23 protein-coding genes are annotated in these 26,253 nt (G+C 70.9%); 16 read left to right on the top strand and 7 right to left on the bottom strand.

All coding sequences use genetic code 11. From position 1 onward, the window contains the following. Window positions 1–2 precede the first annotated feature (2 nt). Window positions 3–1,328: an NERD domain-containing protein kinase family protein gene (locus ACIBHY_RS34000; RefSeq protein WP_397308831.1), complete on the bottom strand. Its 1,326-nt coding sequence runs from the start codon at window positions 1,326–1,328 to the stop codon at window positions 3–5. A 381-nt stretch (window positions 1,329–1,709) separates the two neighbouring features. On the opposite strand from ACIBHY_RS34000, the gene ACIBHY_RS34005 reads away from it, so the two are divergent. The 6 genes from ACIBHY_RS34005 to ACIBHY_RS34030 all read left to right on the top strand — a co-directional run bounded on the left by ACIBHY_RS34005 (window position 1,710) and on the right by ACIBHY_RS34030 (window position 6,685). Further along, window positions 1,710–2,336: a type 1 glutamine amidotransferase family protein gene (locus ACIBHY_RS34005; RefSeq protein ID WP_397308832.1), complete on the top strand. Its 627-nt coding sequence runs from the start codon at window positions 1,710–1,712 to the stop codon at window positions 2,334–2,336. Further along, window positions 2,333–2,779, top strand: a complete 447-nt coding sequence (locus ACIBHY_RS34010; protein WP_397308833.1) for a MarR family winged helix-turn-helix transcriptional regulator — start codon at window positions 2,333–2,335, stop codon at window positions 2,777–2,779. The genes ACIBHY_RS34005 and ACIBHY_RS34010 overlap by 4 nt, the downstream gene beginning before the upstream one ends. 107 nt (window positions 2,780–2,886) lie before the next feature. Next, window positions 2,887–3,501: a TetR/AcrR family transcriptional regulator gene (locus ACIBHY_RS34015; RefSeq protein ID WP_397308834.1), complete on the top strand. Its 615-nt coding sequence runs from the start codon at window positions 2,887–2,889 to the stop codon at window positions 3,499–3,501. A gap of 119 nt (window positions 3,502–3,620) precedes the next feature. Continuing rightward, the gene (locus tag ACIBHY_RS34020) at window positions 3,621–4,895 is read left to right on the top strand and encodes an MFS transporter (RefSeq protein WP_397308835.1); all 1,275 of its coding nucleotides are present in this window, start codon (window positions 3,621–3,623) and stop codon (window positions 4,893–4,895) included. After that, window positions 4,892–6,289 (top strand): pyridoxal phosphate-dependent decarboxylase family protein, encoded by a 1,398-nt coding sequence (locus ACIBHY_RS34025; protein WP_397308836.1) that lies wholly within the window; start codon window positions 4,892–4,894, stop codon window positions 6,287–6,289. Before ACIBHY_RS34020 ends, ACIBHY_RS34025 begins: the two co-directional genes overlap by 4 nt. Before the next feature lie 12 nt (window positions 6,290–6,301). After that, on the top strand, window positions 6,302–6,685 hold the full coding sequence (locus ACIBHY_RS34030) for a YchJ family protein (RefSeq protein WP_397252715.1): 384 nt from the start codon (window positions 6,302–6,304) through the stop codon (window positions 6,683–6,685). Window positions 6,686–6,689: 4 nt separating this feature from the next. Here ACIBHY_RS34030 and ACIBHY_RS34035 read toward each other — a convergent pair whose 3' ends face one another. Then, complete coding sequence (locus ACIBHY_RS34035) at window positions 6,690–9,902, bottom strand: GH92 family glycosyl hydrolase (protein WP_397308837.1); 3,213 nt, start codon at window positions 9,900–9,902, stop codon at window positions 6,690–6,692. Window positions 9,903–10,079: 177 nt separating this feature from the next. Here ACIBHY_RS34035 and ACIBHY_RS34040 point away from each other — a divergent pair, with 177 nt between their 5' ends. Beyond that, on the top strand, window positions 10,080–11,480 hold the full coding sequence (locus tag ACIBHY_RS34040; protein ID WP_397308838.1) for an acyl-CoA carboxylase subunit beta: 1,401 nt from the start codon (window positions 10,080–10,082) through the stop codon (window positions 11,478–11,480). Between the two features lie 12 nt (window positions 11,481–11,492). Further along, window positions 11,493–11,702 (top strand): DUF5988 family protein, encoded by a 210-nt coding sequence (locus ACIBHY_RS34045; protein ID WP_379611873.1) that lies wholly within the window; start codon window positions 11,493–11,495, stop codon window positions 11,700–11,702. A 7-nt stretch (window positions 11,703–11,709) separates the two neighbouring features. Here ACIBHY_RS34045 and ACIBHY_RS34050 read toward each other — a convergent pair whose 3' ends face one another. From ACIBHY_RS34050 to ACIBHY_RS34060, 3 genes are read right to left on the bottom strand one after another with little or no spacing between them, the layout of a single operon-like run. After that, window positions 11,710–14,427, bottom strand: a complete 2,718-nt coding sequence (locus tag ACIBHY_RS34050; protein ID WP_397252712.1) for an AAA family ATPase — start codon at window positions 14,425–14,427, stop codon at window positions 11,710–11,712. Window positions 14,428–14,442: 15 nt separating this feature from the next. After that, the gene (locus tag ACIBHY_RS34055; RefSeq protein ID WP_397308839.1) at window positions 14,443–16,176 is read right to left on the bottom strand and encodes a 2-isopropylmalate synthase; all 1,734 of its coding nucleotides are present in this window, start codon (window positions 16,174–16,176) and stop codon (window positions 14,443–14,445) included. 23 nt (window positions 16,177–16,199) lie between these two features. Then, window positions 16,200–17,036: a BTAD domain-containing putative transcriptional regulator gene (locus tag ACIBHY_RS34060; RefSeq protein ID WP_397308840.1), complete on the bottom strand. Its 837-nt coding sequence runs from the start codon at window positions 17,034–17,036 to the stop codon at window positions 16,200–16,202. Between the two features lie 111 nt (window positions 17,037–17,147). On the opposite strand from ACIBHY_RS34060, the gene ACIBHY_RS34065 reads away from it, so the two are divergent. From ACIBHY_RS34065 to ACIBHY_RS34075, 3 genes are all read left to right on the top strand, one after another. After that, window positions 17,148–18,026: a UbiA family prenyltransferase gene (locus tag ACIBHY_RS34065; protein WP_397252709.1), complete on the top strand. Its 879-nt coding sequence runs from the start codon at window positions 17,148–17,150 to the stop codon at window positions 18,024–18,026. 387 nt (window positions 18,027–18,413) lie between these two features. Continuing rightward, the gene (locus ACIBHY_RS34070; protein ID WP_397252708.1) at window positions 18,414–19,199 is read left to right on the top strand and encodes a sensor histidine kinase; all 786 of its coding nucleotides are present in this window, start codon (window positions 18,414–18,416) and stop codon (window positions 19,197–19,199) included. Continuing rightward, on the top strand, window positions 19,180–19,851 hold the full coding sequence (locus ACIBHY_RS34075) for a response regulator (protein ID WP_379611867.1): 672 nt from the start codon (window positions 19,180–19,182) through the stop codon (window positions 19,849–19,851). The genes ACIBHY_RS34070 and ACIBHY_RS34075 overlap by 20 nt, the downstream gene beginning before the upstream one ends. Here the strand turns inward: ACIBHY_RS34075 and ACIBHY_RS34080 are convergent. After that, window positions 19,827–20,765 (bottom strand): aldo/keto reductase, encoded by a 939-nt coding sequence (locus ACIBHY_RS34080; RefSeq protein ID WP_397252707.1) that lies wholly within the window; start codon window positions 20,763–20,765, stop codon window positions 19,827–19,829. The genes ACIBHY_RS34075 and ACIBHY_RS34080 overlap by 25 nt on opposite strands. Before the next feature lie 157 nt (window positions 20,766–20,922). On the opposite strand from ACIBHY_RS34080, the gene ACIBHY_RS34085 reads away from it, so the two are divergent. After that, window positions 20,923–21,555 carry a 4'-phosphopantetheinyl transferase gene (locus ACIBHY_RS34085; RefSeq protein ID WP_397107189.1) on the top strand — a complete coding sequence of 211 codons (633 nt, stop codon included), beginning with the start codon at window positions 20,923–20,925 and terminating at the stop codon, window positions 21,553–21,555. Continuing rightward, window positions 21,552–22,388 carry a TIGR03621 family F420-dependent LLM class oxidoreductase gene (locus ACIBHY_RS34090; RefSeq protein ID WP_397252706.1) on the top strand — a complete coding sequence of 279 codons (837 nt, stop codon included), beginning with the start codon at window positions 21,552–21,554 and terminating at the stop codon, window positions 22,386–22,388. The genes ACIBHY_RS34085 and ACIBHY_RS34090 overlap by 4 nt, the downstream gene beginning before the upstream one ends. On the opposite strand, the gene ACIBHY_RS34095 is transcribed toward ACIBHY_RS34090, so the two are convergent. Next, window positions 22,369–23,703: an NDP-hexose 2,3-dehydratase family protein gene (locus ACIBHY_RS34095; RefSeq protein WP_397308907.1), complete on the bottom strand. Its 1,335-nt coding sequence runs from the start codon at window positions 23,701–23,703 to the stop codon at window positions 22,369–22,371. The genes ACIBHY_RS34090 and ACIBHY_RS34095 overlap by 20 nt on opposite strands. 136 nt (window positions 23,704–23,839) lie before the next feature. Here ACIBHY_RS34095 and ACIBHY_RS34100 point away from each other — a divergent pair, with 136 nt between their 5' ends. Genes ACIBHY_RS34100 through ACIBHY_RS34110 form a run of 3 tightly spaced genes read left to right on the top strand, consistent with a single transcriptional unit; the run spans window position 23,840 to window position 26,245 of the window. Beyond that, window positions 23,840–24,442, top strand: a complete 603-nt coding sequence (locus tag ACIBHY_RS34100; RefSeq protein ID WP_397252705.1) for a DUF1707 domain-containing protein — start codon at window positions 23,840–23,842, stop codon at window positions 24,440–24,442. 22 nt (window positions 24,443–24,464) lie between these two features. Then, a complete protein-coding gene (locus ACIBHY_RS34105) occupies window positions 24,465–25,679 on the top strand; it encodes a methyltransferase domain-containing protein (RefSeq protein WP_397252704.1) in 1,215 nt (404 codons plus the stop codon). Next, on the top strand, window positions 25,679–26,245 hold the full coding sequence (locus tag ACIBHY_RS34110) for a dTDP-4-dehydrorhamnose 3,5-epimerase family protein (protein ID WP_397308841.1): 567 nt from the start codon (window positions 25,679–25,681) through the stop codon (window positions 26,243–26,245). The genes ACIBHY_RS34105 and ACIBHY_RS34110 overlap by 1 nt, the downstream gene beginning before the upstream one ends. Window positions 26,246–26,253: the final 8 nt, after the last annotated feature.

The following is a 26,253-nucleotide window of genomic DNA, read 5'->3' on the forward strand; positions in this document are numbered from 1 at the left end:
GATCAAGACAGTACGCGGCGGAAGAGGCGCCTGAGACGGGATTCCTGACGAATGCCTTCCAGGGACGCCAGGCTGTCCGCGGCGGTGGGCCGCTTGGCCGGAGCGTCGTCGAGCATCCTGGCCACGACCTCGGGGACGTCCTTGGCGTCCGTGTCCTCCGGCAGGCCGCCGGTCAGGAGCTGGTAGGCGATCACCCCCGCGGCGTACACGTCCGAGGCCGGGGTCATGCGGTCCGGGCCCTCCTGGCACTCCGGCGCCACGTAGTGCATGTCGAGGACGTTGCCGAGTTCGTGGGCGACGGTGAAGTTGCGGGCGCCCGGCTTGGCGTAGTCGAAGCCCGTCAGCACCGCGTGACCCTCGTCCGTCACCAGCACGCTGGCCGGGGTGAGGGCGCGGTGGATGACGCCGTTGGCATGGGCGTGGGCCAGGCCGCGCAGCATGTCCTGGACGACGGTCAGGCGGGCGCTCTGCCGTACGTGCAGGGCCTGGCCGTGCACGTCGTCCAGGACCAGCACGAAGCGGCTCTCGTCGTCGATGGCGAAGAAGTCGCGGGAACGGACCACGTTCGGGTGGGGCGGGATGCGGGTCAACGACTGGTAGGCGTTGGCTATGCGCTGGCGTTCGGCGACCCGGCTCGGCTGGTCGGCCAGGGGGTCGGCCTGGTAGACGCGGAGCAGGACGGTCTCGCTGCCGGGGAGGGTGGCGTTGAAGGCCCGGTACTCGGTCACCTTGGCGTCGCCGCCCAGTTGTTCCTCCACCTCCCAGTTGCCGAACCTGGGTGGGGCGGTGCTGCGCCGTACGGACTGGTGGAGGGCGTCCAGGATCGCGGTCACATAGAGGCGTACGTCGGGGCTGCCGCCGCGGCGCACCCGCGTCACGTCGGCCAGCGTGGAGATCAGGGCGTCGAGGTCGGCCACGTTGACGGCGTCGCGGCCGGACGGGTCGTGCAGTTCGGCGTCGGGCGAGGTCAGGACCACGAGGCTGTCGACGTAGACGCGCTCCAGCCTGCGGTGGGCGTCGACCAGCAGGCCCTTGAGCGCCCTTGCCGTGCCTCTGAGCTTGGTGACCGGCGAGCCGACCGCGCCGCCGCGCTGCGGGAACCACCGTCCGCCCGAGACCTCGATACGGCCCCGCGTGCCTTTGACGTCCACCACCACGAGGGAGTGGGGCGTGAGGACGATCAGGTCCACCTCGAACAGATCGTCGCCCCGGGGGACCTCGACGTTGTGCAGCAGGAGCCAATCGTGGGGGGCGTGGTCGCGTAGGTGGGCGATCACCCTTCGCTCGGCGTCGTTGACCGGAATGCCTCCGCCGACGATCTCTGCCATAGGGGCCATCCTCGCACGCCCCCCACCCACTCCCCGCCCGCCTCCAGCCCGCTGGGACCCGCGCCCCTCGCCGCCCGCATCCGCCGAAGACCCCAACCTCGTACCTCCTCGCCGCCCGGCTCCCTGGACCTCGAAGGGCACCCCGACCCCGGGGCAGGACGCCGCAGAGACATGGAGCTGTGGGCCCCCGGACAGCGGAGCTTGAGGGCGCGGGGTCCGAAGGCGCAGGGAGCGCAGGGATCGAGGCTCGGGGGCACGGGGTCCGGGGTTAGAAAGCGCGGTCCTGTCCCGGAGGGCGGAGGTCTCGGGAGGCGGGAGCTTGTGGGGAGATGGACCATTTCGAGAGTTGACAGCATGCTGTCGTCATGACAGAATACTGTCATGACGAAAACAGTTCACCACGCCGTGTACGACACCCTCGCCGACTGGGAGACCGGGCACGCCACCGCCCACCTCCGCAACGGTGCCTGGCACCGCGAGCCCGGCGGGTTCGAGATCGTCACGGTCGGCGAGACCCTCGACCCGGTCGTCACCTCCGGCGGCATGCGGATCGTGCCCGACATCACGCTCGACCAGCTCTCTCCCCAGGACAGCGAGCTGCTGATCCTGCCCGGCGCCGACACGTGGGTGAGCGGGGAACTTGACGCGTTCGGGCGCAAGGCCAAGGAGTTCGTGGCGGCGGGCGTCCCGGTCGCGGGGATCTGCGGCGCGACGGTGGGGCTCGCGAGGCAGGGGCTGCTCGACGAGCGCGCGCACACCAGCAACGTGCTGGAGTTCCTGACGATGACGGTGCCCGGATACAAGGGCGCGGAGCTCTACGTCGAGGCCGACGCCGTAACCGCGGACACCGTCATCACGGCGGGTGCGACCGAGCCCGAGGCGTTCGCCCGCGAGATCTTCGCCCGGCTCGGCGTCTACGAGCCCGAGGTGCTGGACGCGTGGTTCCGGCTGTTCAAGAACAGTGACGCCTCGGCCTTCGCGGTGCTCGAGGCCGCCGGGCAGTCGTGAGCGAAGAGGCGGATCTGCTGTCCGGGAGCGCGATCACCTCGTTCCGGCTCAACGGCCAGTTCCTCGCGATCGCCGAGGAACTGGCCCGCCCGGCCGGGCTCACCGCCGCCTGGTGGCAGGTGCTGGGCGCGGTGCTGCGCGAGCCGCTGCCGGTGGCGGGCATCGCCCGCGTCATGGGGATCACCCGGCAGAGCGTGCAGCGGATAGCGGACCTGCTGGTGGAGAAGGGGCTGGCCGAGTACCTGCCCAACCCGGCACACCGCCGGGCGAAGCTCCTCCGGCCCACCCCCGAGGGCTTCTCCGCCGTGGAACGGATCGGCCCGGACCACCAGAAGATGGCCGAACGGATCGCCGACGCGGTGGGCGACGACTGGCCCGCCTGCCTGGCGGCCATGGAACGGCTCTCGCAAGCCCTCGACACCCTCACCGACCAGCAACGGTAGCCACCCCAACGCCCGCCATGGCTCCGGCCACGGCGGGCTTGGGGGTGTGGTGGTTCCGTCTCCATCAAGTGATTGACTGAGGGAAATGTCCGGAATATGGTGACTGGGTGCATCCCCAGGAGAACATCGTCAAGGTGGCCACGCAGCTGTTCGCGGCGCTCGGCTACGACGGCACCTCCACCCGCCAGATCGCCGACGCGGCCGGGCTCAACATCGCCACCGTCAACTACCACGTGGGCGGCAAGCGCGAGCTCTACCTCACCGTCATGGAACGCGCCCACACCGCCGAGCGGGCCACGCTGGAAGCGTCATTGGCCCGGTTGTCCGGGGCCGATCCGGTCGAAGCGATCCACCGCCTCGTCGACGACTACCTCGACTTCTGCCTTGAGCACCCCGAGGTGCCCGCGCTGTGGATGCACCGCTGGCTGTCCGACGCGAGCGACCTCACCGACCTGGAACGCCAGTACGTACGCCCGCTCGTCGACGCCGTCACCCGTGCCCTGGAACCCGCCGTCACCGCCGGGGTGATCGACCGGGGCGTGGACGTCGAGATGGCCATGTGGTCGGTCATCTGGTGCGTGCACGGGTTCGCCAAGGGCGGGATCCTGGACGCCGACGGCAACCGCAGGGGCGCGGGCGACCGGGCCGCGTCCCGCCGCTTCCGCACCCACCTGCACCAGACCGTCCACCGCACCCTCGCCCTCCCCGGCATCCTGCCGTGACCCCGCCGCCCAGCAACGGCCCACAAAAGCCACAAACCGACGGCACCCAGCAAGGGCTCGGCCGGGGCAGGTTGTTCGGTTATGGGGTCGGGTCCGTCGGGACCGGGGTGTTCTCGGCGGTGCCCGGCCTCCTGCTGCTCTACTACCTCACCGACGTCCTCGCCGTCCCGGCCGCCATCGCGGGCGCCGTGCTGGTCGCGCCCAAGATCTGGGACGTCCTGCTCAACCCCCTGGTCGGCGCCGCCAGCGACCGTGAGGCCGTACGCACCGGCCGCAGGACCAGGCTGCTGCTGGCCGGCGCGGTCGCGCTGCCGGTGGCCTTCGCCCTGATGTTCGCGGTACCGGCCGGTGGCACGGGGTTCGCCGTGGCCTGGGCCGGAGGAGCGTTCCTGCTGGCCGCCACGGCGTTCGCGTGCTTCCAGGTGCCGTATGTCGCGCTGCCCGCCGAGATGGCCGGGGACCAGCGCGGCCGGACCAGGATCATGTCGTGGCGGGTGGTCTGCCTGACGGCGGGCATCCTGGTGGCGGGCGGGCTGGCCCCCGCGGTGGTGGATCTGGCGGGCGGCGGCAGGGCCGGGTACGCGGTCATGGGGGTCGCGGTCGGCGCGGTCATGGCGGCGGCCCTGGTCGGGGCCACTCTGGGCACCCGCTGGGTCACGTCGAGTCCGGGAAAGCACCAGCTCGGCCCGGTCGCCGCGTTCCGCATGGCGCGGGGGAACCGGCCGTTCTTCGCGCTGCTGGCCGCCTTCGTGACGCAGGCTCTCGGGGTCGCGGTGATGCTGGCCGGCGCCCCGTACGTGGCCGCGCACCGGCTGGGCGACTACAGCCTGACGTCGCTGATGTTCGTCTGCCTGGTCGGGCCGAGCCTGCTGGCGGTGCCCGCCTGGTCCCGGCTGGCCCGCGCCTACGGCCATGTGCGCTGCTACGTCGCCGCCACGCTGGGTTTCGGGCTGGCCGCGCTCGGCATGGTCCCGGCGATCGCCGCGCGCTCGCTGGCCGTCACCCTGGCCCTGACCGCCCTGGCCGGGGTCTGCTACGCCGCGCTGCAACTGCTGCCGCTCTCGCTCCTGCCCGACACCGTCCACGCCGACACCGCCCGCACCGGCCAGGCGCAGGCGGGCGCGTTCACCGGCCTGTGGACGGCGGGGGAGACGGCGGGGCTGGCACTCGGGCCCGGCCTGTTCGCCGCGGTGCTCGCCCTGTCGGGCTTCACCTCGGCCGCTGCCACACAAGCCGCCACACAGGCCGCCGTGCAGACCGAGCCGGCGCTCACCGGCATGCTGCTCGGCTTCACCGCGCTCCCGGCCGCGCTCATGCTGCTCAGCCTTCCCCTCATCAGCTGGTACGGCCAGCTCGCCGTACCCCGTGCAGAAGCCCAGAAGGAGACCGCGTGAGGACCGCCGAGGAGTTGCTGGCCGAGATCGCCGCGCTGAAGCGGCACGACCTGCCGGTACGCGGCGGCCAGGTGACCGCCTACGTCTACGACACGGGCCGGCCGGAGGTGCACGATGCCGCGGCCCGCGCCTACTTCGAGATGCTGGAGGTCAACACTCTCGACCCGACCGCCTTCCCCAGCGTGGCGGAGATGGAGAAGCAGGTCGTCGGCGAGGTGGCGGCGGTGCTCGGCGGCGGGCACGGGATCTTCACCAGCGGCGGCACCGAGTCGATCATGCTGGCGGTCAAGGCGGCGCGGGACGCGGCGGGACGGGGCAGGCCGAACATGGTGGTGCCGGTGACGGCGCATCCGGCCTTCCACAAGGCGGCGCACTACCTGGGCGTGGAGGTCAGGGCGGTGCCGGTGGATCTGGAGACGTTCAAGGTGGCGGCGGCGGCCGTACGGGAGAGGATCGACGGGGACACGGTGCTGGTGGTGGCGTCGGCGCCGTCGTATCCGCAGGGTGTGGTCGATCCGGTGGCGGAGGTCGCCGCGGTCGCGGCCGCGGCGGGGGTGCCGTGTCACGTGGACGCGTGCGTGGGCGGGTGGCTGCTGCCGTGGCTGCGGGAGGCGGGGGCGGAGGTGCCGCCGTTCGACCTGTCGGTGCCGGGGGTGACGTCGATCTCGTGCGACCTGCACAAGTTCGGCTACGCGCCCAAGGGCGCCTCGGTGGTGCTGTTCGCCGATCCGGCGATGCGCAGGAAGGCGTACTTCGCCTCGGCGGCCTGGCCGGGTTACACGGTGATCAACGCGACCGTGCAGAGCTCGAAGTCGGCGGGGCCGCTCGGCGGCGCGTGGGCGACGCTGCGGATGCTGGGTCACGACGGGTACCGGGAGCTGGGGCGGGACACGCTGGAGGCGGCGCGGCGGCTGCGTGAGGGGCTGGCGGCGATCGCGGGGTTGCGGGTGCTCGGGGATCCGACCGGGTCGCTGATCGCGTTCACCTCAAGCGAGATCGACGTCTTCGTGCTGGCCGACGAGGCGCGGGCGCGCGGGTGGTTCATCCAGCCGCAGCTGTCGTACGCCGGAATCCCCGCCAACCTGCACATCACGGTCACCGGCGCCACGCTCAAGGGCGTGGACGCGATGCTTCAGGTGATCGCGGAGTCGGCGGAGGCGGCCAGGGAACGCGGACCGGCGCAGGTGCCGGACGGCCTGGTCGAGATGGTGGCTGAGCTGGATCTCGACGCGCTCGGCGACCGGGAGTTCGGCGACCTGGCGGCGGCGGTCGGGGTGGATCTCGGGGGCGGCGGCCAGCCGGGGATGGCCGTGGTCAACACGATCCTGGACGCGCTGCCCGCGGCCAAGCGGGAGGAGATCCTGGTCAGGTTCCTGGCGGTCATCTACACCTGACACGATGGGCCCATGGCCAAGCGTCCCTGTCCCTGCGGGCTGCCCGCCCTCTACGCCGAGTGCTGCGGGAAGCTGCATCGCGGCCAGGCGCGGGCGGTGACCGCCGAGCAGCTCATGCGCTCGCGCTACAGCGCCTTCGCCGTCGGCGACTCCGCCTACCTGCTGCGCTCCTGGCACCCGCGTACCCGGCCCGGCCGGGTGGAGATCGAGCGCGGGCTGCGCTGGGACCGCCTGGAGATCGTCGCGGCCACGGCGGGCAGCGCGATCCACACCGAGGGGACCGTGGAGTTCCGCGCCCACTTCACCCAGGCGGGCACGGCGGGCTACACGCATGAGGTGAGCAGGTTCGTCAGAGAGGGCGGCGCCTGGGTCTACCTGGACGCCGCCCCCTCCTAGCCACCTAGGCGAACGCCCAGGTGAACAAGTGCATGGCGCCTTCGGGAACGGGTCCGAAGGTCAGGCTGCGCACCTGCTTCGACGGGTCCAGCGCGATCGGCTGGGCGGCGAACAGATACGACGGGATCGGCTGGAAGGCCCACGAACCGCCGAACAACCGGTTGGGGAGCGTGGCCACGATCTCGTTGCCGTGTCGCGGCTGGGCGCTGCTGAAGTTCAGGATCCAGTCGCTGAAGCCCAGCTTGCCGGTGCCCGTGGTGCCATCGGTGTAGGTGATCGTGACGTCCACCTCGGGGTAGCCGAACGTGGCCGAGCCCAGGAACGCGACCTTCGAGGCCCCGGCCGGCGCCTTCACCTCGACCGGCCCGTTGCCCACCCGAAGATGGTCCCACTCGCCGGGCTTGCGGTCGGGCCAGGTGAACTCGAACTCCTTCCACTTGTACGGCTTGCCGGGCACGAACCCGTTGGCCGCCAGCCCCTCGTTGGAGTAGCTGAAGTTGAAGCCGTCGAGGTTGGCGATGCCCGGATGGTCCGGGTCGCCGACGCCGGCGCCGTTCTGCGCCCAGGCCACGGTGCCGCGCTGGGCGACGTTGAGCCGCACGCCCGCGCTCACCTCACCGGCCACGATGTCCCCTGTCGTAAAGTCCACCTCCTGGAACCCGGTGGCCATGCCGGGACTCACCGAGATGACCACCTTCTGCGTGGCCTTGCCGCCCGCCGGGACGCGCAGGGTCCCCGAGGCCGGCGTCACGGTGATCCCGGCCGGCGCCTTGGCCGTCCAGGCGACGGTCTGCGCCCGCCCGGACGACTGCACGGCCAGCTCGCTGCTGAAGCTGCCGCCCGGCTCGACCGGACCGCTGCCCGGACTCAGCCCGGCCAGGTACGTCTTGACGCCGTCGCCGAAGCTCGGGGGCGCGTTCCAGGGCTCGCTGCCGAACTGGGTGTTGGGCTGGGTGCCGAGCGTGAAGTCCAGCCGCCCGCCGCGCTGCGCGAACGACTCGGGCAGCCAGGCCTTGCCGGTGGCGGCGCCGTTCACCCGCAGTGTCTGCACGTAGGGGTTGGTGGCTGCGCCGGGCGCGTTGACCGTGATCGTGCCCTGCGGCCTGGTGACGGTGACGCTGTCGAACAGCGGCGTGTTGACCATCAGCTCGGCCCGGCCGGGGATCGCGGGGAAGAGCCCCATCGCCGACCACACGTACCAGGAGCCCATGGCGCCCAGGTCGTCGTTGCCGACCAGCCCGTCGGGGCCCGACTTGAACAGGTCCTGCTGCACCCGGCGCACGAGCTCCTGCGTCCGGTACGGCCGGCCCGCCCACGCGTAGAGCCACGGCGTGGCCAGCGAAGGCTCGTTGCCCAGGTAGGCGAACGGCTCGTGCGGGCCGGCGTTGAGCTTCTTGAAGAAGGCGTCCAGGCGCGGCACCACCTGAGCGTTGCCGCCCATGACGTTGAACAGCCCGCGCACGTTGTGCGGCACCATCCAGTGGTATTGCGCCCCGTTGCCCTCCACGTACAGCTGCATGCTGGCCGGGTCGAACGGCGAGACGAACGAGCCGTCCTTGGCCCTCGGCTGGATCCAGGCGTTGGCCGGGTTGTAGAGGTTCTGCCAGTTCTGCGACCTGGCGTTGAACTCCTGCGCGATCTGCGTCTGCCCGAGCCGGGCGGCCAGTTGCGCGATGCCGAAGTCGGCGACCGTGTACTCCAGGGTGGTGGCGGGGTCGATCGGCACGTAGCCCTGGCTCATGTAGGCGGCGTTGCCGGGGCGCTCGTCGTAGCCGAGCAGCGGGCTGCCGATGTCCTGCGGGCCGACCCTCCTGGCCGCCTCCGCCATCGCCTGGACCGCCTTCTGGGCGTCGAAGTCGCGGGCGCCGAAGGCGTACATGCTGGCCAGGATGGAGTGGTAGGGGTCGCCGACCATGACGCCGGTGATCGCGATCTGGTGGGACCAGCGGTCCCAGACGTTGCCGACGGCCTGGGCGTTGTCGTACATCGACTGTGCGATGTCGGCGCCGACGACCGGGTCGAGCAGGGCGATCAGCTGGACCTCGCTGCGGTAGATGTCCCAGCCGGAGAAGAGCGCGTAGTGGTGGCGGCCCGGCCGTACCTGCTTGGGCTTGTGGTCGAAGCCGGGGTACTGGCCGTCGACGTCGTCGGCGACGTGGGGCTGCAGCAGCGCGTGGTAGAGGTTGCTGTAGAAGGTGCGCTGACGGTCCTCGCCGCCGCCGGTGACCCGGATCTGGCCGAGCCGCTTGTTCCAGGCGGCGAAGCCCTGGTCGCTGATCTGGTCGAGGTTCTGCGCGCCGACCTCGGCGGCGAGGTTCTTCTTGGCGCCGTCGAGGCTCACGTAGGACAGGCCGACGCGCATCTGGACCGGCTGGCCGGGGTCGAACTGCAGGTAGGCGCCGGATCCCGGACCGCTCGTGACGACGTCGCCGTCGCCGACGGTCTCGGCGTTCGCGACGCGGGCGGGGCCGTTGTTCTTGACGCTGGCGGCGCCGGGGGTGACCGTGTCGTTCTTCCACGTGCCGTACGCGGTGACGGGCCGGTCGAAGGTGGCATGGAAGTAGACCTTGTAGCGCATAGGCGGGCCGCAGAAGCCGCCGGTCTGGATCCAGCCTTCGACGGTGTTGCCGCTGACCCTGGTCTCGCCGTCGTCGACGCCGTTGATGGAGCCGCTGGTGTTGAGCAGCACGGTGCCCGGCTTGCCGGTCGGGAAGCTGAAGCGGCCGACGCCGGCGCGGCTGGTGGCGGCCAGTTCCACTCCCACGCCAGTGTCGAGCGTGGCCGAATAGGAGCCGGGCCGGCCTTTCTCATTCTCGTGCTTGAACGTCTGGACGTAATCCCAGCCATTGGTGGCCGGGGAGCGGCCGATGACACCGGAGAACGGCATGATCGGGAAATCCTGGGCGCCGTTGCAACCGGGACCGGATATGTGCGTCATGGAGAATCCGCGCAGGCGGTTGTCCTCCCACGCGTATCCGCCGCCGGCCTCTCTGACGGTGTCAGGGCTCCACTGCATCATGCCGAACGGCAGGACGGCGCCGGGAAAGGTCATCCCTCCGCCACCGCCGTGCCCGAAGTCGGGGGCCGCTTCCTTGGTGCCGTGGAAGACGTTGACCAGGGCGGCAGGGTCGGTCTGCGGGGAATGGATGGTGGCCCCCGGCGGAACCGCCAGCGAGACCAGAAGCGCGGAAACGATAGGTAAGGACCATTGGGACACGTCAGTCCTCCAAAAGTGAAGATCCCGATATGGAAGCGCCTATGACGAACTCCGGTCAACGCGCAGAAAGGGCGGCAACAAGCTGTCATCGGTAACCGGACAATAAGGGTTGGCAGGGCGTTGTGATCTTGGCACTTTTGCCATTAACCACTGCCGAGCGTCAGGAAATCTCCAGCGATGACAGTTCTGTCAGAACGAATCACTGATACGAGAGCGCCGTCGGTCCGCCTTTCCCGCCTGCTCGACCCCGACACCGCCGTCCCGCTTCACGAGGAGGACGGCAGCGGCGTCACCGCTGTTCGCGGCCTGGTGGACGGGGCGCCCGTGGTGGCCTTCTGCACCGACGCCACGCTCAAGGGCGGCGCGCTCGGCGCGGCCGGGGCCCAGCACATCGTCGAGGCGATCGACGTCGCGGTGCTCCAGGGGTCCCCTGTGATCGGTCTGTGGCACTCGGGGGGCGCCCGGCTGGCCGACGGGGTGGAGTCGATGGACGGCGTCGGCCGCATGTTCGCCGCCATGACCAAGGCCTCGGGCGTGGTGCCGCAGATCTCCGTCGTGCTCGGCCCGGCCGCCGGCGCCGCCGCGTACGGCCCGGCGCTGACCGACGTGATCGTCATGACGGAGGACGCCCGCCTGTTCGTGACCGGCCCCGACATCGTCAAGACCGTCACCGGCGAGCAGATCGACATGGCCGGGCTCGGCGGTCCCGCCGCCCACGGGCCCAAGTCGGGCGTCGCCCACATCACGGTCACCGACGAGGAGGAGGCCTACCGCAGGACCCGCCGCCTGGCCGGGTTCTTCACCCGGCACGGCGCCTTCGACTTCACCGAGCTGAGCGAGCCCAGGGATCTCGGCTCCCTGCTGCCCGACTCGCCGCGCCGCGCGTACGACGCCCGCAAGCTCGTCCGCGCCATCGTGGACGACGGCTTCGAGGAGCTGCAGCCCAAGTGGGCGGGGAACATGTGCACGGGCCTCGGCCGCCTCGGGGGGCGCACGGTCGGCGTGCTGGCCAACAACCCGCTGCGCAAGGGCGGCTGTCTCGACTCCCTGTCGGCCGAGAAGGCCTCCCGCTTCGTGCGCATGTGCGACGCGCTCGGCGTCCCGCTGCTCGTCCTGGTGGACGTGCCCGGCTACCTGCCGGGCGTGGACCAGGAGTGGGGCGGGGTCGTACGGCGCGGCGCCAAGCTTCTGCACGCCTTCGCCGAGTCCGTCGTCCCCCGCATCACGCTCATCACCCGCAAGTCCTACGGCGGCGCCTACATCGCCATGAACTCCCGATCGCTCGGCGCCACGCGGGTCTTCGCCTGGCCGGGCTCCGAGGTGGCCGTCATGGGCGCCGAGGCCGCGGTCGGCATCCTGCACCGCAAGGTCCTGGCCGCCGCGCCGGAGGAGGCGCGGCCGGAGCTGCTGGCCCGCCTGACCGAGGAGCACCAGCGGGTGTCCGGCGGCGTGCAGCGGGCGCTGGCGATGGGCGCCGTGGACGAGGTCATCGCCCCCGAGACCACCCGGCTGCGGCTGGCGGAGGCTCTCGCCGAGGCGCCGTCGTCGAGAGGGCGCCATTCCAACATCCCCCTCTGAAAGGAGGCAGTCATGTCCCAGTTCAAGGTCATCCTGCTCGGCGGCCCGCCGCACCTGCCCGCCGACCGCCGGATCCAGCGGGTCGTCGCCGTCGAGGAGACGTTCAAGCTGCCGCTGGGCGCCGGGTACGAGCACTTCCGGCACCAGGGCGAGAACACCTCCGTCGACGGCGAGGACCTGCCGGTTCTGCGCTGGGTCATGCACACCGCCATCGCGGAGTGAGACCCGATCAGGTGTGCTCACGGGCCAGGCTCGTCGGCAGATCGGTGCGGCGGGTGACGCTGAGCTTGCGGAAGATCCTCGTGAGGTGCTGCTCCACGGTGCTGACCGTGATGAACAGCTTCCCGGAGATCTCGCGGTTGGTGAAACCCTCCGCGGCCAGCGTCGCCACCCGCAGTTCGGCGTCGCTGAGCACCGGGCTCTCGCCGTGGTGCTCGGGCTCGGGCGCCGGGTCGGTCCTGCGCCCGCGCGACAGGGCCCGGCTCAGCGGGGCGGCGTGGCAGGCTTCGGCCAGGACGCGGGCCCGCCGCCCGAGCATCCCGGCCCGGCGCGCCTCGCCCTTGGCGTGGTAGGCCTCGGTGAGATCGAACAGCGCTCTGGCCAGCTCGTACCGGTCGCCGCACGACTGCAGCAGGTCGCTCGACTGGCGCAGCAGCATCGGCCGGGTACGCGGCTCGCTCACCGAGGCCAGCACCCGCAGCGCGATGCCGTGGACCCGGTTCGACCGGCCGCGGCAGCGGGTCAGCTGGTCGTCGATGAGCCGGCGGGCCTCCTCGGTCTGGCCGAGCTGGATCAGCGCCTCGGCCGCGTCCACCCGCCAGGGCAGGAACCCGGGCACGTCCATCTCCCACTTGCGGATCAGCTCGCCGCAGTGCATGAAGTCGCGCAGTGCCTGCCTGGGCTGGTCGGCCGCGAGGTTGAAGCGGCCCCTGCCGTAGAGGTACTGCAGGCCGTAGCGCGTCTCCAGCATCGCGTCGGGAACGGGCTCGTCGAAGCGCGACAGGCACTCGTCCAGGCGGCCCATGGCGGAGCCGGCCAGCAGCAGGGTCCCGAGCGGGCTGCCGACGGCCACGCCCCAGCTGCCGGCCGGGATGATCTCCAGCGCCCGGGTGGCGTCCTCGGCGGCCGCGGCCAGATCTCCTCTGCGCAGCGCGATCTCGGCGCGGATGGCCGACAGCCGGGCCTGCCTGCTCGGGGCGCGGCGGGCCGCCGCCTCCTCGATGAAGGCGTCGCACCAGGGCGCGGCCTTGCCGGAACGGTCGGTGTAGGTGAGCGTCAGCAGGGCGCTCTCGACCGTGTCCATGGACATCTCGTCCAGGTGCGAGCCGCGCAGGATCTGCTCGGCCGTGGCGATCGTCTCCTCCTTCGGGCCCTCGGCCAGCACTCCGGCCAGCGCCTCCGCCGACTCCATCCGGCGGCCCACCCGCAGCGACGAGGCGGCGCTGCCCGCCTGCTCACGGGTCAGGCCGGGCAGATGCCGCAGGAACGAGGGGTAGGTGCCGCGGAACCACGGCCGGGCGGCGGCCACCTCCGCCACCGCCTCCTGATCGAGCCGGTCGGGCTCGGCGAGGTGGCCGAGCACCTCCTTGGCGTCGCCGGCGTGGCCGTGCCACAGCAGTGCCTTGGCCAGCACCACCGCGTCGGAGCCGCCCAGGTTGCCCTTGTGCAGGGCGTCGGTGAGCTCGGCCAGCTGGCCGGTCGGCGTACTGGGGTCGATGCGCCACTTGGCGCGCACCAGCATGGTCGCGATCCTGGCCCGCCGCCGCTGGTCGTCGCAGGCGCGCGAGGCGAGCTTCAGGTACTCGATCGCGATCTCCACGCCGTCGTCGCGCAGCGCGTGCGAGGCCGCCTCCTCCAGCACCGACAGCGCCCACGGCTCCTCCGCGTGCCCGGCCTTCAGCAGGTGCTCGGCCACGACGGCCACCGGCGCGCCCTCGTCGTAGGTGAGCTCGGCCGCCTGGCGGTGCAGGCCGACGCGCTCGCCGGGGTCGAGTTCGCCCAGCACGGCCGACCTGGCCGTCTCGTGGCGGAAGCGGCCCTCGTCGAGCAGGCCGACGCCGTCCAGGGCCATCAGCGCCTTGGCGGTGGCCGGCTCGCTCTCGCCGAGCAGCCTGCCCAGGCGCTCCGGCTCGCCCAGCACCGCCAGGCCCCTGGCCGTCACCAGCATGCGCAGGTCGGCCCGGTGCAGGCAGGTCAGGACGGCGTCGCCGTAGCGGGTGGCGGGGGCGCCGGTGTCCTGGAGGTCCTCCAGCAGCGCGTCGGCCAGCAGCCGGTTGCCGCCGCTGAGCTCGTGGCAGGTGGCCGCGTGCAGCTCGGCCGCCTCGGCGCCGGCGCGCTCGGCCACCCGCTCCGCCACGCCCTCCGCCGACAGGTGCGACAGGCGCACCGGGCGGCAGTGGGGCTGGCGCAGGACCTCGGTGTGGAAGAGGCTCTGCAGGTGCGGGCTGTGGTCGGCGGCGCTGAGGACCAGCATGATCTTGGCGAACCTGACCCGGCGCGCCAGATAGGACAGGCACAGCTGGGAGCCCCGGTCGGCGTAGTGGACGTCGTCCACCATGATCACCAGCGGGCAGCGCTCGGACAGGTCCAGCAGAACCCTGGCCAGCGCGTCCACGACCTGGACGTCCATGTGCTCGATGGCCTCCGAGCGCGGGTCCATGCCGAGCTTCGCGCGGGCGTCCTCGCGCATCAGGCCGAGCGTGGTCTCCTGCTGCTCCTCCGTCAGCGGTGCGCTGTGGATGAGCTGGGAGAGAACGCCCAGCGGGACCTCGGACTCGGCCCGGGAGCCGGTCGCGGTCAGCGGGAGCGCGCCCTGCTCGAAGACGCCTTCGGCGAAGCCGTACAGGAGCTTGCTCTTGCCGGTGGCGACGGCCCCGGTGACCATCGCGATGCGCCCTTTGCCGGACACCGTTTCGTCCAGCAGCGCGCGCAGAGTGGCCAGTGACATCGCTTCTCCCCGTTCCTAGTGCCCCACCGCGGCGACGCTCACGGCACGGCTGGTGTGGGTCTCGCGGACCAGGCGCGTCCCGGCGGCCCGAACGGCCAGGAAGGCGGCGGTGGCGATGTCGGCGTCGATGCCGACGCCCCAGGCCACCTCGTCGCCGAGCGCGCACTCCGCGTAGATCACGGTCTCTTCTCGCGAGCAGCCGCCGAGCAGCCGCTGGTGGGGTTCGAGCTCCTCGTGGTCGAGGGATCGGCCCGTACGGTGGACGACGCGCACCTGGATGCCCCAGGGACCGAGGAGCGCGCCGAGCGTGCGGAACGTGTCGGCCCGCGGGCCGCAGCGGTCGAAGGCCCCGTCCACGTACAGCGACGCGGTGATGGGCGTGTGCCAGCCGACCGCCTCGGAGGCGTCCCCGTGGTACAGGTACTCCTGCACGAACAACGTGCCGATCAGGCTCGGCGACAGCTCGCCGCCCATCGTGTCCGCGTGCGCCTGCACCTTCGCGGCCAGGTCGCTCTGCAGGCCGCGCGGCAGGTTCATGCCGTGCCACGCGCTCATTACGTAGGCGACGCCGCCCTTGCCCGACTGGCTGTTCACGCGCACGACCGCCTCGTAGGTGCGGCCCACGTCCTTGGGGTCCACCGGCAGGTACGGCACCCGCCACGGCAGCTCACCGGCGGGCAGGTCACGCGCGAGCGCCTGCCGTTCCAGCTCGTCGAAGCCCTTCTTGATGGCGTCCTGGTGTGAGCCGGAGAAGGCGGTGTAGACGAGGTCGCCGCCGTAGGGGTGGCGCGGGTGGACGGGAACCTCGTTGCAGATCTCGACGGTGCGCCGGATCGCGCTGATGTCGGAGAAGTCGAGCCCGGGGTCGACGCCGTGGGAGTACATGTTCATGCCGAGCGTCACGAGGCAGACGTTGCCGGCCCGCTCGCCGTTGCCGAACAGGCAGCCTTCGACCCGCTCGGCCCCCGCGAGCAGGGCGAGTTCGGCCGAGGCCACGCCGGTGCCGCGGTCGTTGTGCGGGTGGACGGACAGGCACACGTGCTCGCGCCTGGACAGGTTGCGGCCGAGCCACTCGATCTGGTCGGCGAAGACGTTGGGCAGCGAGCGCTCGACCGTGGTCGGGAAGTTCAGGATGATCCCGCGTCCCTCGCCGGGCTGCCAGACGTCCATGACCGCCTCGCAGACCTCCAGGGAGAAGTCCAGTTCGGTCTCGTTGAACAGCTCGGGGGAGTACTGGAAGGCCACGTCGGTGCCGCGCAGCAGGCGTTCGGCGCCGTCCATCATCACGCGGGTGGCCCGCACGGCCATCTCCTTGCAGCCGTCGCGGTCCATGCCGAAGACGACCTCGCGGAAGACCGGGGAGGTGGCGTTGTAGATGTGGATCATCGCGCGGTTCGCGCCCTTGAGGCAGTCGATCGTCTGCTCGATGAGCTCCTCGCGCGCCTGGGTGAGCACGGTGATGCGGACGTCGTCGGGAATGCGGTCCTGCTCGATGAGCATGCGCACGAAGTCGTGGTCGCTCCGGCTGGCCACGGGAAAACCGACCTCGATCTCCGTGAATCCCATATCCACCAGAAGCTCGAACATCATGAGCTTGCGCTCGGGGGTCATCGGATTGGCGAGGGACTGGTTGCCGTCGCGCAGATCCGTCGACAGCCAGCGCGGCGCGGTCCGAATTCGATTGCCGGGCCATGTGCGGTCGACCAGGTCGATGGGCGTGAATCCGGCGTAACGCTCGACACCCTTCATCGGTTTTCCTTTCGCAGGCCTTTTCAATGCAGAGCGGGGAGGTCGAACGTGGGCTTCACGCCCAGCTCGGCGTCCAGGAGAATGCGCAGCCCCTCGTAGGCGCGCCGGGCGTCGGTGCGCCGGCCGGCGCGCGTGAGCGCGGTTATGAGCTGGGAGTGGAAGGTCTCGTTCAGTGGATGCGCGGCGACGAGCGCGCGCACTTCCTCGATCAGCTCCGTGTGCCTGCCGAGTGTGATCCGCAGGTCGATGGAGGTCTCCTGGGCGCGCAGCCGCTGCTGGTCGAGCGCGGTCGCGGGCGGGCCGAGAACGAAGCCGAGCGGTACGTCGGCCAGGGCGGTGTAGCCGCTCCAGAGGCCGAGCGCCCGCTCCAGCAGCCGTTCGGCGGCGGCGGTCCTGCCCTCGCGGGCCTGCTCCCCTGCCCGCGCCACCAGGCGGGGGAAGACGAGGGCGTCGACGCGGTCCGCGTCGGCGTGCAGCACGTAGCCGGCGGGCCTGGTGACGACCAAAGGCCCCGCCGCGGGCCCGAGCATTCTGCGCAGGTAATAGATGTGGGTCTGCAGGGTCTTCAACGCGTCTTTCGGCGTCCTGGCCGGCCACAATTCATCGATGAACTGATCGAACCCGACAGTACGGCCGGCGTTGAGCGCCAACAGGGAAATGGCCTGGCGAATCTTCGGGCCACGCAGTGCCAGTATTCCAGCGTATTCGTCGCGCACCTCTACAGGCCCGAGCAGCTTGAAATCCGGCATGACATTCCCTATCGTCGCGTTGGGTCGACTTGAGGCGAAGCTAGCCGGGGTTTCGCGGGCCGGGCAAGATGGATTCCCGGGAGGTTGTAGTCCGGGTATCCGAGGAATCATCCGGGACTACAACTTTCGTATCACCCCCTTATCTTCGCGGGTGCCGGGGGCAAGAATCCGGCCATGGCTGGAGTAACCGCGTCAAGGAACGCGACAGGTTCGATCCCTTCGATGCTGGTGATGTGCGTGGCCGAGGCCAGGCCCGCCGTCCTCACCGTGTCCGCGATGCGCTTCCTCACCGGAGTGGTGCTGGCCCTGCCGGTGACGGCGGTGGCTCCAGAGCCGATCAAGGTGCTGCAGGGCGTCGCGGCGTGGGTCCTGTCGATCTTCGCCATCTACCTGTTCAACGGGGTCACCGACGTGGCGGGAGACCGCGTCAACGGATCGGCCAGGCCGATCGCCCGAGGGGCGCTGGATCCGGGGTCGGCGCTGTTCGTGGCGGGTGTGGCGGCGGTGCTGTCGCTGGCCGTCACGCTCGACCTGCCGGGCCCGATGACGCTGATCGTGGGGGCCAACCTGGTGCTGGGCTACCTCTACTCCGGCCCGCCGGTGCCGCTCAAGGGCAGTTCCGGCGGCACCGTGGCGGTGCTGGTGCTGTCCGGGCTGCTGTCATACCTGGGGGGTTTCACGCTCGCCGCAGGGGGGCGGGCCGTCGCCACCCCTATCGGGCTGCTGGTGTTCGCCGCCGCCTCCGTCTACTGGATGACGCTCGTCGGCGTGCCGGCCAAGGATCTGTCCGACCGCGAGGGGGACGCCGCGGCGGGGCGGCGCACGGTCGTGGTGACCAGGGGTGAGCGGGCCTGCAGGTGGTTCATGTCGGTGGCGGCATCTGTGCTGGTCGTGGCGTTGTTCGCGGTGGTCGTGCTGCTGGGGGTCGAGCTGGCCTGGGTGGTCGTGGCGATGGCCGCCGGGGCGGTCGCGGTGGTCGTGGCCGGCGCGGGGCGGGTGCGCTTGGGCGGGGGAAGCCGCCGCGAACAACGCCGGCCGTACCGCGCGTTCATGGCCACACAACACCTGGTTCACATTACCGCGCTGATATCTGGCATTTGACGTTATATGTTGCCAGGATGGCCGGGCTGCGAGATAGTTGAGTGCTCGGTCCCATGGGCGGAAGGGACATCCTTGGATGCGGCATACGGGGTTGGGGGCGACCCGGCGCGAATCGTTGACGCATGTCGGGAAGAAATCCTCGTCGAATTCGAGGCCGCCCTGCTCGCCGCCGGCAACGTTCTGTACACGGATCCGCAGGCCAAGCGACAGGCCCTAATGACCGCGCGTTACGTCCTGGACGATGTGGCGGCTACTCTCCGTGCAGGAAAGGTGCAGATTAACAACCTGTATAAATTCCATGCGTGGGAAGTGGGCAGCCGCCGTGCCGCCACCGGCGTACACCCGAAAGCTTCTCTTGAGGCAGGCTCACTTTTCTTTCGTGTCGCGATGACACGACTCGCCCTTCAGGTCGCCGCGGAATCGGAATCGCCGGCCGAGGCATTCACGCTGGTGGCCACCGGCATGGAGGAGAGCCTGTCGCTGCGCATCCGCGAGGCGTCGGAGAGCTACCACGGCTTCCTGCTCAACCAGGTCCACGAGGCGCAGGAGGACGAGCGCCGACGGATCGCCAGGGAGTTACACGACCGGATCGGCCACGGCATCAGCGTCGCGCACCAGCAGCTCGCGCTGGCCGAGGTCTACCGGGTCACCAACGCCGCCCGCGCCTCCACCAAGATGGGCGTCGCCCAGCAGGCCATCCAGGAGACGATGGAGAACCTGCGCCAGATGACCTCGGAGCTGCACCCCCAGGTGCCGCTGAAGAGCCTGGAGAAGGCGCTGCTCGGTTTCCTGGAGTCGGTCGAGGACGACACGGTCTCCGTCGGGCTCCACGTCAACGGCGACGAGGGCTGGGCCGACGCCCGGGTCCTCGACGAGGCCTTCCTGGTCGTCAGGGAGGCCGCCCGCAACGCCATCAACCATGCCGCGCCCACGATGATCCTCATGCGCGTGGACATCGCCCCTCACGAGCTCGTCGCCACCGTGCAGGACAACGGCAGGGGCTTCGACCCGGCCGTGGTGCGCGGCAAGGGCGGCGTCGGGCTGAGCTCCATGCGCGAGCGCACCGAACTGCTCGGCGGCCGGGTCACGATCTCCAGCGCCCCCGGCAGCGGGTGCCTCGTGGAGGTGTTCATCCCACTGAAGAAGCGGCACGATGACCACGACCCCGGGTAACGCGCTGATCTCCGTCGGCATCGTGGACGACCACGCCCTCTTCAGGGAGGGGCTGCGCGAGATCCTGGAGGCCGGCGGCGACATCGGCATCGTCGGCGAGGCCGGCGACTCGGCGGGCGCCGTCGCCATGGTCGGCGCCACGAAACCGGACGTGCTCCTGCTCGACGTCGAGATCCCCGGCGACGAGGTCACCGAGACCGTCGGCAAGGTACGCAGGATCTCACCCGAGACCCAGATCATCATCCTCAGCATGTACGACGGGCCGCAACTGCTCACCCGGCTGCTGGCCGCCGGCATCCGCGGCTACCTGCTCAAGAGTGTGCACCGGCACGAGCTGATCGCGGCGGTCAAGAGCGTGCACGAGGACCCGTCCAGGGTGGTGCTCGCGGTCTCCCGCCACAGCCTGGCGCACGTGGAGTCGGCGCCGCCCTCCGGCGGGCTGAGCGAGAAGGAGCTGGAGGTCCTGCAACTGGCCGCCCAGGCGCTCAGCAACGCCCAGATCGCCCGCCGGCTCGGCCTGGCCGAGGCCACCGTGAAGCGCCACATGCGCAACATCTTCGTCAAGCTCAACGCGGTCTCGCGGATCGACGCCGTCAACAAGGCCGTCGCGGCCTCGCTGCTCGCGCCTCAGAGCAGGAGCGAGGGCGAGTAGTCGGGGAAGATCCCGGTCAGCTCGTCGCGGGTCTCGCGGCCCAGCGCGACCGTGGTGGCGGCCAGGTTCATCTCCAGGTGCACCTGGTCGCGGGTGCTGGGCACCGGCACCACCCGCGCGTCCTGGGCCAGCAGCCAGCCCAGCGCCAGCCGTCCGGCGCCCAGGTCGAGCTCGGCCGCCGCGGCCTCCAGGCGGCGCAGCGCGGGCACGTCGCGCTCGGGCAGGAAACGGGCGTCGCCGTGACGCCAGTCGTGGGGTCCGAGCACGGCGGCGGATCCGATCCGGCCGGTGAGGAAGCCCCGGCCCAGCGGGCGGGCGGCGAGCACGCCCACGCCCAGCCGTTCCGCCTCGGCCAGGAGGGCGGCGTTGGCCCGCCGTACCCACAGGGAGAACTCCACCGCCAGCGCCGTCACGGGATGGACGGCGTGCGCCCGGCGCAGTTGCGCGGCCGTCGCGCCCGACAGGCCGATGTGGCGGATCTTCCCCGCGGCCACGAGCGCGGCCAGCGCGCCCATGCTCTCCTCGATCGGCACGCGGGGGTCCTGGCAGTGCAGGAAGTAGACGCCGACGCTCTCGACGTCCAGGCGCTTCAGCGAGGACTCGCAGGCGCGCTCCAGGTATTCGGGCCTGCCGTCGAAGTCGATCGTCCTGCCGAGGACGCGGGCGCCGCCCCTGGTGCAGACGACGACCTCGTGCCCGCGTCCGGCGACGGCCCGGCCGACCACGCGTTCGACCTGGCCGGCGGCGTAGAAGTCGGCGGTGTCGACGAGGGTCACACCGGCGTCGAGCGCGCGGCGGATCAGGCCGGCCGCCTCGTGCTGGTCGGCGTGGCCGTAGGCGCCGGCCAGGGCCAGGGAGCCGAGCCCCATGCGGGACACGGCCGGTCCCGCCCGCCCCAACCGCGTATAGCGCATCCTCCTTGATAGCGAATGCCGCTCAAAAAGCGGTCAAATTCCGGGTTAACTCGCACACCGTCGCCCCTATAGGACCGACCCCTAATTCCGCGAACCGGCCCCGGAATCATCTTTGCCGCCCTATTGGAGAATTGCCTCGCATGGGTAAGTTGGCTGGGTGATCGAGGACATCCTCCCCCCGGAGGTCGAGGCCTTCGAGACCTTCGACGATCCTCCCGGCACCGTGCTCTTTCCCGAGGAGGAGGCACTGATCGGGCGGGCGGTGGAGAAGCGCCGACGCGAGTTCGCGACCGCGCGCTACTGCGTCCGGCGGGCCATGGGGAAGCTGGGGATGGCGCCGGTGGCCGTGCTGCGCGGCCCGCGGGGCGAGCCGACCTGGCCGCCCGGCATCGCCGGAAGCATCACGCACTGCACCGGCTACCGGGCCGCCGCGCTCACCAGGAAGCCCGCCATGCTCGGCATCGACGCCGAGCCCGACGCCCCGGTGGGCGACGACGTGATCGAGGCGGTCTCGCTGCCGCACGAGCGCGACATGCTGCGCCGGCTGGCGGCGGCCAGCCCCGGGCCCTGCTGGGACCGGCTGCTGTTCAGCGCCAAGGAGTCCGTCTACAAGGCCTGGTTCCCGATGACGAACCGGTGGCTGGGCTTCTACGACGCCGAGATCGACGTGGACCCGTTCGGCGGCACGTTCTCGGCCCACATCATGGCGGAAGGCCTGCGGTGGCAGGGGCGGTGGCTGATCCGCAACGGCCTGATCGTCACCGCGATCGCGAGGATCGGGATGACATGATCAGATTCGGCGTGGTGCTCATCACCGAAGGCTGCTCCAGGACCGAGTGGATGGACAAGTGCCGGCGGGCGGAAGCGCTCGGCTACGACGTCGTCGCCGTCCCCGACCACCTGAACCTGCTGGCGCCCTTCCCCTGCGCCGTGCTGGCCGCCGAGGCCACCACGCGCCCGAGGATCGGCACGTACGTGCTCAACTCCAGCTTCTACCTGCCCGCGCTGCTCGCCAGGGACGTGGCCACCACCGCCCAGCTCCTCGGCGACCGGCTGGAGCTCGGCCTCGGCACCGGCTACGTGAAGGCCGAGTTCGAGAAGGCGGGCATCCCGTTCGGCACCGCGTCCTCCCGCGCCGACCGGCTGGAGAGCCTGGTCAAGGAGCTCGACGCGGCGCTGGGGGAGTCGGCGCCGCCCTTGATGATCGGGGGGCACGGCGACCGCATCCTGCGCCTGGCCGCCCAGCGCGCCCAGACGGTCAGCTTCACCGGCGCGCCGTACCGGGCCGAATACGGCAGGACCGCGCTCGTGGACGCGGACGCGCTCGCCGAGCGCGTGGCCTTCGTCAGGGCCGAGGCGGGCGGTCGCGAGCCCGAGCTGAACCTGTTGCCCAAGGCCACCGTGCTCACGCGCGAGCGCCGCGCGGGCCTGGAGAGCCTGCGCCGCTACGCGCCCGACCTCACGGCCGAGCAGCTCCTGGAGGTCCCGACGCTGCTGGTGGGCACGCCCGCGCAGCTCGCCGAGCAGGTCCTGCGCGACAGCGAGAGGTACGGCTTCGCCTACTTCACCGTGACCGAGGCGGCCATGGAGGACTTCGGCAAGGTCATCGAGCGGCTGCGCTGAGACTGTCGAGGCAGGCGCTCAGCGTGCGGGCCTGGACGTTGAGGTAGTAGCTGTGCCGCAGCAGTTCCACGACCTGGTGCATGGCCAGCCAGCGGAAGTCGGGGTGGCCGGGGGCCAGGTCGTCGCCGGTCTCCACGATCAGGTAGCGGTTCCTGGCGTGGTAGAAGCGCCCGCCCTCCTCCGAGAGCACCGTGTCGAAGCGGATGCGGCCGGGCGCGGCGCCCAGCACCTCGTCCAGGAACAGCGGGCGGGCGGCGGGCGGCAGGTGGTCGTAGTTCTCCGGCACGCACTGCACGGTCGGCGCCAGTTCCACCACGTCGGTGTAGCCGGGCTCGACGCGCGCGTGGACCAGCGCGTGCAGGACGCCGCCGATCTGGCGCACGAGGAAGGCGATGACGCCGGTGCCCACCGGCTCGATCATCGGCTGTGTCCAGCCGCTCACCTCGCGCCCGCTGGAGGAGACGCGCACGCCGATGATGTCGAAGAAGCGGCCGCTGTCGTGCGAGATCCGCCCGTCGTCGCGGCGCCATTGCCGCAGCCGGTTGAGCGGGATGGGCTCGGTGCTGATGTCGACGGTCGAGCGGATGCCGCTGAGCCAGCTCAGCACCTCGTCGATCCCGTGCACGGCGCTCTGGCGCGGGTCGCGGGAGCGGATCAACGCCGCGCGGAAGCCGTCCTCGCGCGGGAGCGGCGTCTCCAGCGCCGGCATGCAGGCCAGTACGGTGCGCGCGTCCATGTTCACCAGGTCGGGCACGGCCAGCATCTCGTGGACCCGTCCCAGCGGCAGCCACCGGAACCCGTCGAGCACCTCGACGTCCGCTGCGGTCTCCACGACCATGTTCCTGTTGCGCTTGCGGTAGAACCAGGCGCCCTGCTCCGACTGGCGCACGTCCGCCAGCACCCGCCCGCTCGGCTCGCGGAAGTGTTCCAGGTACGGCACCGGCCGCCCCTGGTGCACGCGGGTGTAGTTGCTCCTGGTGGCCTGCACGGTGGGCGAGACCTGGGGGCCGTCGTGGTTGCCGGGCTCGTTCTTGGCCTGCATCAGCAGATGCGGCACGCCGTTCACGCGTTTGACGAGGATGCCGAGGATGCCCACCTCGGGCTGGTTGATGATCGGCTGGGTCCAGGCGTCCACGGGGCTGCCGGGAAAGCGCACGTCGAGCCCCTGGACGGTGAAGAACTTGCCGCTGTTGTGGCTGATGTTCCCGGTGCTCTCACACCGGCGCCATCCGCCCAGCTCTTCCAGAGGAAGCCGCTCCACCGCCATCGCGGTGTGCTCGGCGACTTCCTCGAACCAGCTCCTGACGTCAAGAATGGCGGTCTCCTAACAACAGGCCTTTACCGCCGAAGCTCGCATGAGCCCTCATAACACCTCAACCCCTGCTTTTCGGTGATGGAAAATAGGGGTTATCTCTGGGACCGGCCATTCATACGCTCTTAGGGTGGACGCCATGACCGATCGTCCGGAAATCCGAGCCAGTGACCAGGATCGCGACAGAATTGCGGAAATGCTGAGAGTCGCGGTCAGCGAGGGACGCATCGACCTCGAAGAGCTGAACGAGCGCCTGGACCGCACCTACGGCGCGCGTACGCTCCGTGAGCTGGACGAGGTCGTCGAGGACTTACCCCAGAGCGGCCCGCCGCCCACGGCGCTGCTTCCCGCCACCGTGGTGGCCGCTCCGTTGCCCGCCGCCCACCCCGGTGACGTGCTGGAGCTGCACACGCGCAGCGGCAAGATCCGCCAGGACGGGCGCTGGGTGGTGCCGCCGCTCATCACGACCAAGGCACACAGGTTCGGCACCGTGCGCGTCGACTTCACCAGGGCCGAGTGCGCCTACCGTGAGGTGACCGTCGACGTGCAGATCACCTCGTGGTTCGGCGACGTCGTCATCGTCGCCCCCTACGACTGGTGGGTGCAGGACGACGCGGTGACCCGCCGGCTCCTCGGCGCCGTCCACAACAGGCCCATCGTCTCGCCCACCCAGGCCGCGGTCGTCGTGCGGCTCACCGGCTACGTGCAGACCGGTGACGTGTGGGTGAGGTACCGCCGCTGACGGCAATCTTCAGGAGGATCGTATGGCGTGCCGCATCTGTTCCGGCCGGCTCCGCGAGTTCGCGGACTTCGGCCGGCAGCCGATCTCCGACGCCTTCGTCGAACCCGGTGACCCACGCGAGGAGTTCTTCTTCCGGCTCGCGGTCGGCGTCTGCGAGAGCTGCACGATGGTGCAGCTGCTCGAAGAGGTGCCGAGGGAGCGCATGTTCCACGAGGGCTACCCCTACGTCTCCTCCGGCTCCTCGGTCATGCGCGAGCACTTCCACACGCTGGCCAAGCGGCTGCTGACCACCGAGCTGAGCGGCGATGACCCGTTCGTCGTCGAGCTCGGCTGCAACGACGGCACCATGCTGGAGGTCGTCGCCGACGCCGGGGTCAGGCACCTCGGCGTCGAGCCGTCCGGCGGCGTGGCCGACCTGGCCGCCGCCAAGGGCGTGCGCGTGACCAAGGACTTCTTCGAGGCCGGGACCGCCGCCCGCGTACGCGCGGAGGACGGCCCCGCCGACGTGATCTACGCGGCCAACACCCTGTGCCACATCCCCTACATGGACTCCATCCTCAGCGGCGTCGACACGCTGCTGAAGGTGGACGGCGTCTTCGTCTTCGAGGACCCCTACCTGGCCGACATCGTGGCCCGCTCCTCCTTCGACCAGATCTACGACGAGCACTTCTACTTCTTCTCCGCAGGCTCGGTGAGCCGGATGGCCGCCCGCCACGGCTTCGAGCTCGTGGACGTCGAGCGCCTGCCCGTGCACGGCGGCGAGGTGCGCTACACGCTCGCCAGGACCGGAGCCAGGACGCCCGCTCCCGCGGTCGCCGCGATGCTGGCCGAGGAGGACGAGGCCGGCCTCACCCGGCTGTCCGCGCTCGACCGCTTCGCCGCCACCGTCGAGGGCAACCGCGACCGGCTCACGGCGCTGCTGAAGGGGCTGCGCGCCCAGGGCGCCACGATCTACGGCTACGGCGCCACCGCCAAGAGCGCCACCGTGCTCAACTACTGCGGCATCGGCCCGGAGTTGCTCACCTTCGTCAGCGACACCACCCCGGCCAAGCAAGGACGGCTCACGCCCGGCTCGCACATCCCCGTGCTCGGGCCCGAGGCCTTCCGCGACCCCTACCCCGACTACGCGCTGCTGCTCGCCTGGAACCACGCCGAGGAGATCATGGCCAAGGAGACGGGCTTCCGCGAGTCCGGCGGCCGGTGGATCCTGTACGTCCCCGACGTCCACGTCGTGTGATGCGCCATCGCGAACTCGCCGTCGCCGGCGCCTTCGAGTTCACCCCTGCGGTCTTCCCCGACGAGCGCGGGTCGTTCGCCTCGCCGTACCAGGAGGGGGCCTTCATCGCCGCGACCGGGAAGGCGCTCTTCCCGGTCGCGCAGGCCAGCAGGAACGTCTCCCGGCGCGGTGTGGTGCGCGGCATCCACTACACGCTCATCCCGCCGGGCACGGCCAAGTACGTGTACTGCGCGGCGGGGCGGGTGCTGGACTACGCGGTGGACCTCAGGGTGGGTTCGCCGACGTTCGGGCGGTGGGAGGCGGCGGAGCTGAGCCTCGCCAACGGGCGCGCCGTCTACTTCCCGCCGGGCGTGGGGCACGCCTTCGCCGCGCTGGAGGACGACTCGGTGGTGTGCTACCTGCTGTCGGCGGAGTACCGCAAGGAGAACGAGCTCACGCTGTCGGTCTTCGACACCGACCTCGCCCTCGGCCTGCCCGCCGAGCCGGCGCCGGTCCTGTCGGAACGCGACGCGGCCGCCCCCACGCTGGGTGAGGCGGCCGCGCTCGGACTGCTTCCCGAGTGGTGATCTAGAGG

Origin of the sequence: Nonomuraea sp. NPDC050547, assembly GCF_044457345.1 — a bacterium.
GTDB lineage: Bacteria > Actinomycetota > Actinomycetes > Streptosporangiales > Streptosporangiaceae > Nonomuraea.

Bases quoted from the DNA above. Each gene is read 5' to 3' on its own strand.
- ACIBHY_RS34075 (WP_379611867.1), top strand. From the start codon at position 19,180: ATGACCACGACCCCGGGTAACGCGCTGATCTCCGTCGGCATCGTGGAC.
- ACIBHY_RS34070 (WP_397252708.1), top strand. From the start codon at position 18,414: ATGACACGACTCGCCCTTCAGGTCGCCGCGGAATCGGAATCGCCGGCC.
- ACIBHY_RS34005 (WP_397308832.1), top strand. From the start codon at position 1,710: ATGACGAAAACAGTTCACCACGCCGTGTACGACACCCTCGCCGACTGG.
- ACIBHY_RS34045 (WP_379611873.1), top strand. From the start codon at position 11,493: ATGTCCCAGTTCAAGGTCATCCTGCTCGGCGGCCCGCCGCACCTGCCC.
- ACIBHY_RS34000 (WP_397308831.1), bottom strand. From the start codon at position 1,328: ATGGCAGAGATCGTCGGCGGAGGCATTCCGGTCAACGACGCCGAGCGA.
- ACIBHY_RS34040 (WP_397308838.1), top strand. From the start codon at position 10,080: ATGACAGTTCTGTCAGAACGAATCACTGATACGAGAGCGCCGTCGGTC.
- ACIBHY_RS34100 (WP_397252705.1), top strand. From the start codon at position 23,840: ATGACCGATCGTCCGGAAATCCGAGCCAGTGACCAGGATCGCGACAGA.
- ACIBHY_RS34105 (WP_397252704.1), top strand. From the start codon at position 24,465: ATGGCGTGCCGCATCTGTTCCGGCCGGCTCCGCGAGTTCGCGGACTTC.
- ACIBHY_RS34090 (WP_397252706.1), top strand. From the start codon at position 21,552: ATGATCAGATTCGGCGTGGTGCTCATCACCGAAGGCTGCTCCAGGACC.
- ACIBHY_RS34050 (WP_397252712.1), bottom strand. From the start codon at position 14,427: ATGTCACTGGCCACTCTGCGCGCGCTGCTGGACGAAACGGTGTCCGGC.
- ACIBHY_RS34080 (WP_397252707.1), bottom strand. From the start codon at position 20,765: ATGCGCTATACGCGGTTGGGGCGGGCGGGACCGGCCGTGTCCCGCATG.
- ACIBHY_RS34065 (WP_397252709.1), top strand. From the start codon at position 17,148: ATGCTGGTGATGTGCGTGGCCGAGGCCAGGCCCGCCGTCCTCACCGTG.
- ACIBHY_RS34030 (WP_397252715.1), top strand. From the start codon at position 6,302: ATGGCCAAGCGTCCCTGTCCCTGCGGGCTGCCCGCCCTCTACGCCGAG.
- ACIBHY_RS34060 (WP_397308840.1), bottom strand. From the start codon at position 17,036: ATGATTCCTCGGATACCCGGACTACAACCTCCCGGGAATCCATCTTGC.
- ACIBHY_RS34055 (WP_397308839.1), bottom strand. From the start codon at position 16,176: ATGAAGGGTGTCGAGCGTTACGCCGGATTCACGCCCATCGACCTGGTC.
- ACIBHY_RS34110 (WP_397308841.1), top strand. From the start codon at position 25,679: ATGCGCCATCGCGAACTCGCCGTCGCCGGCGCCTTCGAGTTCACCCCT.